Genomic DNA, 9754 nt, shown 5'->3' on the forward strand with positions numbered 1-9754 from the left:
CATCTTCGGCTGAGTTTCCAGGAAAAACAGACGATATGTAAACTTTATTCTCAATAATTTCTGGAAAATCTTCACGCGGCATTGAGGTGTAAGCAATTAGACCTGTAATGGTAACTAATAATGTGAAAATATAAACCGTTACGCGATTGTCTATTGCCCAACTCGATATGTTAAATTCTTTGTTTTTGTGTTCCATATAAGCCCCACCCTAACCCTCCCCAAAGGGGAGGGAACTAGTAAGGGAAAGTTTTTGTATACGTTAGTAAATTATTTTTATATTATTCAATTTTAACTAATTGCTAATTCCCCCGCCGTGGCGGGGTTAGGGGGCTAGAAATTAAGTTTCATTCCATTAGAAATACTATTAACCCCTTCGGTTACAATAATATCATTAGTCGATAATCCGCTTAAAATTTCGGTTACATTGTCTGATGATTTACCAACTTCCACGATAACTTTTTTGGCAGTACCTGTTTTTCCGTTGCTTCCTTCCACAACATATACATAGTTTGCACCTGTTCCGTCTTCTTGAATAATTCCTGTAGGCACTACAATAGCACCTTTGCTAACATAATCTACGATTTTTAATTTTGCTACCTGATTTGGGCGCAACAAATTTTCTGGATTTGGAAGACTTACTTCAATACCAAAACTTCGATTATTAGGATTGATAAAATTCCCTATTTGACGTACTTTTCCTTTATAGGTTTTGTTTAATGAGGTTAAGAAAACATCTACCTGATCGCCTATTTTTAATTTTCCGATGTACGATTCGGGAACAGAAGTAGAAACGTACATATTGTTGAGGTTTACAATTCGCATTAATCCCTGAGGACTTGGGGCTACTACTTGCCCTTTTTCTACAAAAACCCCATCAATAGTTCCTGAAAAAGGTGCGTGAATAACTGTTTTCGCCAACTGAGCCCTGAGTTGCGCCACGCCTTTTTGAGCAGCAGTCATTTGGTTTTGAGCTTGAAGAAATTGAATCTCAGAACCAATTTTCTTGTCCCAAAGATTTTTTTGTCTTTCGAAAGTAGTCTTAGCTAGGGCATACGAACTTTCTAAACTGGCTAGTTGTTGGCTCATTCCAGCATCATCAACTCTCCCTAATATATGACCTTTAGTAACTCGTTGTCCAGCTTTAACGGTTAATGAAGTTAAAGTTCCGCTAAATTCGGGCTGCACTAAGATATTATCTTTAGTGTCTACATTTCCTTGAATATTCAGATAATGGCTAAAAATGGTGTCTTTGATAGTTGCTACAGACACTAATGCCTCTTCTTTTTTGACTTCCAATTTTGCTAAAGCTTCTTCGATTTTAGTGATTTCGGCTTGCAAAGCTGTTTTCTTATCATTTAACGCTTTTACGTTTTTTGAATCTATTAAATTGCTAATAGATTGATTGTTTTCTTTGTTTCCGCAAGCGAAAACAACAAAACTTAAAATTGTGATTAGGGCTATTTTTTTCATTATTAATGGTGTTAATTTTTATTAATTACTTTTTCTAAAGCTGCTTTTTTATTGATGATATTTACCATCGATTGTAGGTAGTTTTGTTGGGTGGTGTACAATTGTCTTTGCGCTTCACTAAAATCAAAGCTGGTTGATAAACCTTCGGCAAATTTAATCTGTTGCTTTTTTTCGATTCTCTCAGCAAGATTTAAGTTGTTTTTTGAGGTAGCAAATTCTTCTAAGCTAAATTCATATTCGCTTTTAGCATTTGAGTACTGTAAATTTAGTTTTTGTTTGGTTTCGCTCAATTTAGTTTGGGCTTGTTCCAAAGCTATTTTGGCTTGCTGTGTTTTAGCATATCGCCCCAAACTACTGAAGATAGGGACACTCAAATTTACACCAATATTCGAGAAGTTATTCCATTTTTGATTGGCATTAAAAAATGAAAATTCGTTAGCAAAGGAGTTGTAACCCAAATTATAGGCTGCTGCCAAAGTAGGGAGTGCTTTGTATCGTTCCAATTTATACTCTAATTGTCTTTGTTTTTCAAAATTGGCACCCATCTGGTAATCAATATTATCCGAAACATTAAAATCTTTTTGAGAAAAAGCAAGATCTACATTGGCAATAGTCAAATTGTCTAGTTTATCTGTGAGTATTAATTCTTTGTCGATGTCTATTCCCAAAGTAATTTTAAGCATGTTATTGGCAATGCCTAATACTCTTTTTAAATTGTTTAAATTACTGTTTACACTAGCCAAAGTGATTTGAAGTTGCTCAACATTTTCTTCTTCTATCAATCCATTTTTGAATGTTTCTTTGGTATCAGATAAGGTTTTCTCAAGGATAGCTTTGTTTTTTCCAAAAATCAATATACTTTCTTGTGTTAATAGCACATTGCCATAGGCATTGATAACCATTTCTCTAATTTCAGTATTGGTTTTCTTTTGTGCATTTTCATAAAATTTCAAATAGGTTTTTGAAGCCTGTAGTGCTACAATATATGAACCATCAAACAAGAGTTGACTTAAAGTTAATTGTCCATTCATATTGTGTTTGGTTCCAAAAGCAAAAAGGCTAATGCCATTAGGATCTCCGTCAGGATTAAAGGCATTGCCCGACACTCCAGAAAGAGTAAAATCAATATTTTTCAAATAGCCAACATTACCGCTAATTTGAGGCAGCCCAGCTGCGGTGGTTTCCCATTTTTTTTGTTGGGCCGATGCAATATCTCGCCCAGCATTAATAACCGAATAATTATGAGTTAAAGCATGGCTAATAGCTTGCTCTAAAGTATAAGAATAGTTTTGTTCTTGTGCATTCAATGCAAATGCAATTAAGAATAGGGTTAGGACCAGTTTATTTTTCATTGATAATTGTATTTAGGTTTTATAATTGTTTTTCAAGTTCTGCTATTCCTTTTGCTGTTGCAATACCACGCAAATGATATTCAAGATAGGTTTCTTGCACTTGTTTTGTGCTAAATTGTATAGGATTAAAAAGGTCAGCATCTTTAATACTGGACATGCCAGCAAAATAAAAACGAGAAATTAATTCTAATTGAATATCCTTTCTAAACAATCCCTGCTCAATTCCCTTTTTTAAATTGTCTACAACACAATTTCCCATTTTGGCAAATTGAAGCGACATTAGGGTTTTATGTATTTGAGGGTAGTACTTTTGCAACTGATAATGTGGAGATGCACTTTCGTTTTTCAAGTTTTTCAACACAAAATCTTTGATGGTAAAAAGTTCTTCAATAGGATTTTGATTCAGCAAACAAATTTCATCAATGCCACACGAAATGGTTTCAAATAAATGCATAGTAACCGCTTCAACCAAATCATTTTTATTTGCGAAATGTTGGTAAATGGTCTTTTTCGAAATCCCCATTGTAGAGGCAATATCATCCATTGTAACACTTTTAAAGCCAAGTGTCAGGAACATTTCGGTTGCTTTTACTATTATTTTATCTTTCATTTAAAAAAGGACGGGGATTTATTTTGACTGCAAATCTAAGAAGGAAACTTTAAAAACGAAAATAGTTTCCAAAGTATTTACGTTAATTTAACATATAGGAGATAGGAGTTTGTAGATCGAAGATGATGTAGTAAGACGAAAAAAAATATCAATAAGTGTTTTCAAAAAAAAATTCTTGTTCTCGATACGATTTTACTCACAATCCCGAAGCCTCGGGATGGTAGAAAATCACTCGAAAAGATAAAAAAAATTAATTAAAAACTATTTACGCCTAACAGGTTAAACTATATTTCATTTATATTTGTCTAGTGAAAAGGGGTGTGTAAAAAGATGAATTTAGCATTAAAACTCCCCGCTTCTAACTTCCAGCTTCTAACTTCTAACTTTTTATAATGCATTCCATTCAACAATATCAAGAATTTATTTCAGCTTATTTAGAATCTAAATCCTCCATCAAGGAACCCAAAAATTTGTATGAACCCATACAGTATATTTTGCAATTGGGCGGAAAGCGAATGCGACCTATTTTGACCTTAATGAGTGCTGAGGTTTTTAATGTCGACTATAAAAAAGCGCTTCCGGCAGCTTTGGCTGTAGAAGTTTTTCATAATTTTTCGTTGGTTCATGATGATATTATGGATGATGCCCCTTTAAGAAGAGGAAACACCACAGTGCATGAAAAATGGGATATTAATACCGGAATTCTTTCTGGCGATGCCATGTTGATTTTGGCGTATCAATATTTCGAGCAGTACGAACCACCTATTTTCAGTGAATTAGCAAAATTATTTAGCAAAACTGCCCTCGAAGTTTGCGAAGGACAGCAATGGGATGTTGATTTTGAAACCCGTATTGATGTCACTATTCCGGAATACCTGAAAATGATTGAGTGCAAAACCGCAGTTTTGGTGGCTGCCGCCATGAAAATGGGCGCTATTATTGCCGAAACTTCTCCTGATAATGCCGATTTAATTTATGATTTTGGACTCAATTTAGGATTGGCTTTTCAATTGCAAGACGACTATTTAGATGCTTTTGGTGATCCAAAAGCCTTTGGAAAGCAGGTAGGAGGTGATATTATAGAAAACAAAAAAACGTATTTATATCTTAAAGCAATTGAATTTGCTTCTGCTGAAGAAAAAGAACAACTATTGCATTTATTTTCGCTTCAATTAGTAGAGAATGTCGATAAAATTATTGCAGTGAAGCAAATTTTCGATACAACAGGAGCATCAGAAGCTACACAAATAGCGATTCAAAATTTTACATCAATAGCTTTTGAAACCTTGTTTAAAATGAATATTTCCGAAGACAAAAAAGCAATGCTTACTAATTTTGGAGAAAATTTGATGAAAAGAAAGGTTTAATTTTAAGTCTCAATCCTTTTTGGGGTTTTATACCCAAAATGGGTTATTAAAATAGGACATGACTTTAGGGTTAAGCAAGCCAAAAAAATATTATATTTTGAACCATTAAGAAAATTAAGTTTTAGACTTAATGAGCCTTAATTTCTTAATGGTTTCAATAAAAAACAACAACTTTATTTTTATTAATTAGCAAAATTTACTATCAGTATTTAGTAACGGATAGTCAAAAAATATTAAAATGAATTTCATTGCTCCCATCAACACTGATTTATTGCTCGAAGAGTCACAAAAGGAAGACTTATATCTGAAATTGATAGAGCAAATCAACAAGGATTTTAATTTAGCCAATGAAGGAATTGATTTCCCAATGAGCATTTCTCCGGAGGATTTGAAAATTCAATTGCACGAAAAAATCTACCGATTAATTCAATACAAATTTGCTGAATACCTCAATTTACTTTACATAATTGACGTTTCGGAAGATCAAATCAAAAAACTGGACGGCTCCGATTTAGTGCAATTAGCAGAGCAAGTTTCTTTTTTAATCTTAAAAAGAGAATGGCAAAAAGTGTGGTTTAGGAACAAGTTTTAAAAAAACACTCGAACAAAGGGCATAAAAGCTTCGGTATAGACCGAGTCATTTTTATTAAATAACACATTATATCGCCCGCCAATAGTGATATTTCCATTTCTAAAACCTGCCCCAAGAAACAAGCCTGTATTCCAAAAATTTTCTTTTGCATAATTATTTCCGTAATCAACATTTACCCTCAATTGTTCCAATTCAGCCGAAAGTTGAATTTGCTCCACCGGATTAATTAATCCTATAATACTGCCACCGTACAAATTAGAAGTATAAATATTTTTCTGTCTTACATACGAATATTGCACTCCAGCACCTAGAGAAAAATAATCATTAATATTGTAAATAGCCGTTGGTGAAAGAGAAATATTGGTAAAACCAGTTCCAAATCCTAAACCAAGACCTCCACCAAATTGAACTTTTTCCCAAAAATGATTCGGTTTTACTTTTTGATTATTTAGATTTTGAGATTTCATTGTTTGATTACAAACTAAGGTAGTAAGTGTCAAAAAGACTACTAAAACGATTGAAGTTCTGTTTTTTTTCATTGAATCCTGGTTTTTTTTAACAAATTTATAAGTAAAAGTACGTAAATATGAATATAAATGTTTTCGTTTATTGTATTTTTGCCGAACTATTTTGATAAATTAAGAATACTAATAAAAATTATGGATAGGTTTTCATTTTTAAACGCGGCACACACTGAATTTTTCGCACAATTATACGACCAATATTTAGAAAATCCTGATAGCGTAGAACCAAGTTGGAGAAGTTTTTTTCAAGGTTTTGATTTTGGAATGGAATCCTTCAATGGGGATGCACCTCAGCAATATATAAAAGAAACAAACGCTACACCAGTTGAGAATTCTTTAATTTCAGCACACTTACAAAAAGAATTTCAAGTAGTTAAACTTATTGATGGCTATAGAACAAGAGGGCATTTATTTACAAAAACAAATCCTGTTAGAGAGCGCAGAACGTTTACGCCAAATCTTGATTTGGAGAATTTCGGTCTATCCAATGCCGATTTAAATACCGTTTTTGATGCAGCTAAGATTTTACATTTAGCCCCGTGCTCTCTTACAGCAATTTTGAAACACTTAGAATTGGTGTATTGTCAGCACATTGGTATTGAATATATGTACATGCGTAAGCCTGAGGTGATTCAATGGATTCAAGATAGGATCGGAGTGAATGACAATCAGCCTAACTTTTCTGTTGATCAAAAAATATCAATTTTAAATAAATTAAATGAAGCCGTTTCTTTTGAAAACTTTTTGCACACAAAATATGTAGGTCAAAAACGATTTTCTTTAGAAGGTGGGGAATCAGTAATTCCTGCCTTAGATGCTTTAATAGAAAGAGCTGCCGAAAAAGGGGTAGAACAATTTGTGATGGGAATGGCGCATCGTGGTCGTTTGAATGTTTTAGCCAATATATTTGGAAAATCTACCCAAGATATATTTGGAGAGTTTGATGGTAAAGATTACGATCAAGAATATTTTGACGGAGATGTAAAATACCATTTAGGACTTACCGCAGACAAAATTACGAGTTCAGGAAAAAAGATAAGTATTAATTTAGCTCCAAATCCTTCGCATCTTGAAACAGTAGGAGCTGTAATCGAAGGAATTACAAGAGCCAAACAAGACAAATATTTTCCAAATGATTTTTCTAAAGTTTTACCTATTGCCGTTCATGGTGATGCTGCCATTGCAGGTCAAGGATTGCTTTATGAAATCATTCAAATGGCACAATTGGATGGGTATAAAACAGGTGGAACGATACACATTGTAATTAACAACCAAGTTGGATTTACTACAAATTATTTAGATGCTCGTTCATCTGTTTACTGCACCGATGTAGCTAAAGTAACCTTGTCACCCGTTTTACATGTGAATTCAGATGATGCTGAGTCTGTAGTACATGCTATGCAATTTGCTTTAGATTTCAGAATGGAATTTGGAAGAGATGTTTTTATTGACTTATTAGGCTACAGAAAATATGGTCATAACGAAGGAGATGAACCTCGTTTTACACAGCCTTTGCTATACAAAATCATTGCAAAACATAAAAATCCTAGAGATATCTATGTCGAAAAATTAATTGCAGAAGGGGTTATTAATGCCGATTTAGTAAAAACCTTAGAAAAAGAATACAAAGACGATTTAGATCAAAATCTTCAAGCTTCGCGCAAAAAAGATTTAACCATCATCAGTCCATTTATGAAAAATGAATGGAATGGATTTGAGCAGGTTACCGATTCTGAAATGCTATATAAAGTAAACACAAAAGTTGCGAAGAAAACTTTAGATTCCATCATAGAAACCATTTCGACGTTGCCATCGGATAAGAAATTTATTTCTAAAATTTCTAAAATAGTGAATGATCGAAAAACAATGTACCATAACAATGCTATTGATTGGGGAACAGCCGAAACTTTGGCCTATGGAACCCTACTGACAGAAGGTTATGATATCCGTATTTCAGGTCAGGATGTGGAGCGAGGTACTTTTTCGCACCGTCATGCGGTAGTAAAAGTAGAAGATTCAGAAGAGGAAGTTGTATTGTTAAATTCGATAGCCAACAAAAAAGGGAAATTTAATGTTTTCAATTCCTTGTTGTCAGAATATGGAGTTTTAGGATTCGATTATGGTTATGCTTTAGCCAATCCCAATGCCCTAACTATTTGGGAAGCTCAATTTGGTGATTTTTCGAATGGAGCTCAAATTATGATTGACCAATACATTTCTTGTGGCGAAGATAAATGGAACAATCAAAACGGAATCGTTATGTTATTGCCTCACGGATACGAAGGACAAGGAGCAGAACACTCTTCGGCTAGAATGGAACGGTATTTACAATTGTGTGCCAGACACAACATGTTTGTTGCCGATTGTACCACACCAGCCAACTTCTTTCACTTATTAAGAAGACAAATGGTGACCAAATATCGCAAACCATTAATCGTTTTTACACCGAAAAGTTTATTGCGGGATTCGAGATGCGTTTCTACTCAGGACGAATTGGCAAACGGAAGCTTCCAAGAAACGATAGATGATGTATTTGTAAATAAAGCCGATGTAAAAAGTTTGGTTTTCTGTACTGGAAAATTCTATTATGACATCACTGCCGAAAGAGAAAATAATGGACGAAAAGATGTTGCTGTGGTTCGTATTGAGCAACTTTTCCCTTTACCAGTAGAGCAATTAAAAGCAATAATTGCAACGTATCCGAATGTAGATGATTATGTTTGGGCACAAGAAGAACCCAAGAATATGGGAGCTTATAGTTTTATGTTGATGAATTTCAATTTGGTAAAATGGAGATTGGCCTCTTTAAAAGCTTATTCAGCACCAGCTTCAGGAAGTTATACAAGAGCCAAACGCCGTCAAGCAGATGCTATTAAAATGGTATTTGACAAGAATTTATTTAGATAATGCCCACTGTAATAATCATAGACGGATTTCGATTTTTCTTTTACAGTAACGAACATTTGCCTAAACATATCCATATTGAAAAGGCTGAAAAAACAGCAAAATTCAATTTGGAGTTTGTAGAATTAATAAAATCTACAAGATTTAACGCATCAGAATTAAAACAAATTCGTAATTTAGTTGAACAAAACCAAGAACTTTTAATACAAAAATGGGATGAGTTTTTCAGTAATTAGTAAATCAAAAAATGCAATTAATATTGTTTTTTCAAATTCTAAAATGATTGTTTTTTTAGAAGATGGGCGTGAATTGTCAATTCCACTAGAATGGTTTCCTACATTGAGAAAAGCTACTAGTGAGCAATTGAATAAATGGCGGTTTATTGGTAATGGAGAAGGGGTTCATTGGGATGAAATTGATGAAGATATTTCGATAGAAAATTTATTAGAATAGGAATAAAATTTAAAAATACAAATTCATAATTTAAAATAATACAAGATGATTTTAGAAATGAAAGTCCCATCACCAGGGGAATCCATAAAAGAAGTAGAAATTGCCACTTGGTTAGTAAAAGATGGTGATTATGTAGAGAAAGACCAAGCTATTGCTGAGGTTGATTCTGACAAAGCCACATTGGAATTACCTGCTGAAGCAAGCGGAATTATTACGCTTAAAGCAGAAGAAGGTGATGCGGTAGCAGTGGGAGCAGTAGTTTGTCATATTGATACAAGCCTCCCCAACCCCTCCAAAGGAGGGGCTTCAAAGCAAGAAGTTACAGAAAAAGTAGTTGAAGATAAAAAAGAAGAGGTAAAAGCATCACCTGTTGTTGCTCAAACTCCCCCTTCGGGGGCGGGGGGGCTTGGACATCCTTCGCCAGCTGCTAAAAAAATATTAGACGAAAAAAATATAACACCTGAATCTGTTGTAGGAACTGG

At 33.9% G+C, this 9754-nt stretch carries 11 protein-coding genes; 6 read left to right on the plus strand and 5 right to left on the minus strand.

The features are described 5' to 3' along the window. From ACKVOD_RS11785 to ACKVOD_RS11800, 4 genes are all read right to left on the minus strand, one after another. The coding region (locus tag ACKVOD_RS11785) for an efflux RND transporter permease subunit (protein ID WP_409209664.1) at positions 1-196 on the minus strand (196 nt) is incomplete at its 3' end. 134 nt (positions 197-330) lie between these two features. Continuing rightward, positions 331-1470, minus strand: coding sequence for an efflux RND transporter periplasmic adaptor subunit (locus ACKVOD_RS11790; RefSeq protein WP_409209665.1), 1140 nt, complete (start codon positions 1468-1470; stop codon positions 331-333). 11 nt (positions 1471-1481) lie between these two features. Next, positions 1482-2822, minus strand: a complete 1341-nt coding sequence (locus ACKVOD_RS11795) for a TolC family protein (RefSeq protein WP_409209666.1) — start codon at positions 2820-2822, stop codon at positions 1482-1484. Between the two features lie 19 nt (positions 2823-2841). Next, a complete protein-coding gene (locus tag ACKVOD_RS11800) occupies positions 2842-3432 on the minus strand; it encodes a TetR/AcrR family transcriptional regulator (RefSeq protein ID WP_409209667.1) in 591 nt (196 codons plus the stop codon). 392 nt (positions 3433-3824) lie between these two features. Between ACKVOD_RS11800 and ACKVOD_RS11805 the strand changes: the two genes are divergently transcribed. Both ACKVOD_RS11805 and ACKVOD_RS11810 read left to right on the plus strand, forming a co-directional pair. Then, positions 3825-4799, plus strand: a complete 975-nt coding sequence (locus tag ACKVOD_RS11805; protein WP_409209668.1) for a polyprenyl synthetase family protein — start codon at positions 3825-3827, stop codon at positions 4797-4799. 238 nt (positions 4800-5037) lie between these two features. Next, positions 5038-5391, plus strand: a complete 354-nt coding sequence (locus ACKVOD_RS11810) for a hypothetical protein (protein ID WP_409209669.1) — start codon at positions 5038-5040, stop codon at positions 5389-5391. Here the strand turns inward: ACKVOD_RS11810 and ACKVOD_RS11815 are convergent. After that, positions 5388-5930, minus strand: a complete 543-nt coding sequence (locus ACKVOD_RS11815; protein WP_409209670.1) for a hypothetical protein — start codon at positions 5928-5930, stop codon at positions 5388-5390. The genes ACKVOD_RS11810 and ACKVOD_RS11815 overlap by 4 nt on opposite strands. A gap of 120 nt (positions 5931-6050) precedes the next feature. On the opposite strand from ACKVOD_RS11815, the gene ACKVOD_RS11820 reads away from it, so the two are divergent. The 4 genes from ACKVOD_RS11820 to ACKVOD_RS11835 form a co-directional block, all read left to right on the plus strand. Continuing rightward, complete coding sequence (locus tag ACKVOD_RS11820) at positions 6051-8822, plus strand: 2-oxoglutarate dehydrogenase E1 component (RefSeq protein WP_409209671.1); 2772 nt, start codon at positions 6051-6053, stop codon at positions 8820-8822. Further along, positions 8822-9055 (plus strand): DUF4160 domain-containing protein, encoded by a 234-nt coding sequence (locus ACKVOD_RS11825; RefSeq protein ID WP_409209672.1) that lies wholly within the window; start codon positions 8822-8824, stop codon positions 9053-9055. Before ACKVOD_RS11820 ends, ACKVOD_RS11825 begins: the two co-directional genes overlap by 1 nt. Continuing rightward, on the plus strand, positions 9036-9272 hold the full coding sequence (locus tag ACKVOD_RS11830; RefSeq protein WP_409209673.1) for a DUF2442 domain-containing protein: 237 nt from the start codon (positions 9036-9038) through the stop codon (positions 9270-9272). The genes ACKVOD_RS11825 and ACKVOD_RS11830 overlap by 20 nt, the downstream gene beginning before the upstream one ends. Before the next feature lie 45 nt (positions 9273-9317). Then, positions 9318-9754, plus strand: a 437-nt coding sequence (locus tag ACKVOD_RS11835) for a biotin/lipoyl-containing protein (protein ID WP_409209674.1), incomplete at its 3' end; no start/stop codon positions are given.

Source organism: Flavobacterium sp., assembly GCF_046155325.1.
Taxonomy (GTDB): Bacteria; Bacteroidota; Bacteroidia; order Flavobacteriales; family Flavobacteriaceae; genus Flavobacterium.

Coding starts and splice junctions, on each gene's coding strand:
- ACKVOD_RS11790 (WP_409209665.1), bottom strand. CDS start 1,470: ATGAAAAAAATAGCCCTAATCACAATTTTAAGTTTTGTTGTTTTCGCT.
- ACKVOD_RS11795 (WP_409209666.1), bottom strand. CDS start 2,822: ATGAAAAATAAACTGGTCCTAACCCTATTCTTAATTGCATTTGCATTG.
- ACKVOD_RS11800 (WP_409209667.1), bottom strand. CDS start 3,432: ATGAAAGATAAAATAATAGTAAAAGCAACCGAAATGTTCCTGACACTT.
- ACKVOD_RS11805 (WP_409209668.1), top strand. CDS start 3,825: ATGCATTCCATTCAACAATATCAAGAATTTATTTCAGCTTATTTAGAA.
- ACKVOD_RS11810 (WP_409209669.1), top strand. CDS start 5,038: ATGAATTTCATTGCTCCCATCAACACTGATTTATTGCTCGAAGAGTCA.
- ACKVOD_RS11815 (WP_409209670.1), bottom strand. CDS start 5,930: ATGAAAAAAAACAGAACTTCAATCGTTTTAGTAGTCTTTTTGACACTT.
- ACKVOD_RS11820 (WP_409209671.1), top strand. CDS start 6,051: ATGGATAGGTTTTCATTTTTAAACGCGGCACACACTGAATTTTTCGCA.
- ACKVOD_RS11825 (WP_409209672.1), top strand. CDS start 8,822: ATGCCCACTGTAATAATCATAGACGGATTTCGATTTTTCTTTTACAGT.
- ACKVOD_RS11830 (WP_409209673.1), top strand. CDS start 9,036: ATGAGTTTTTCAGTAATTAGTAAATCAAAAAATGCAATTAATATTGTT.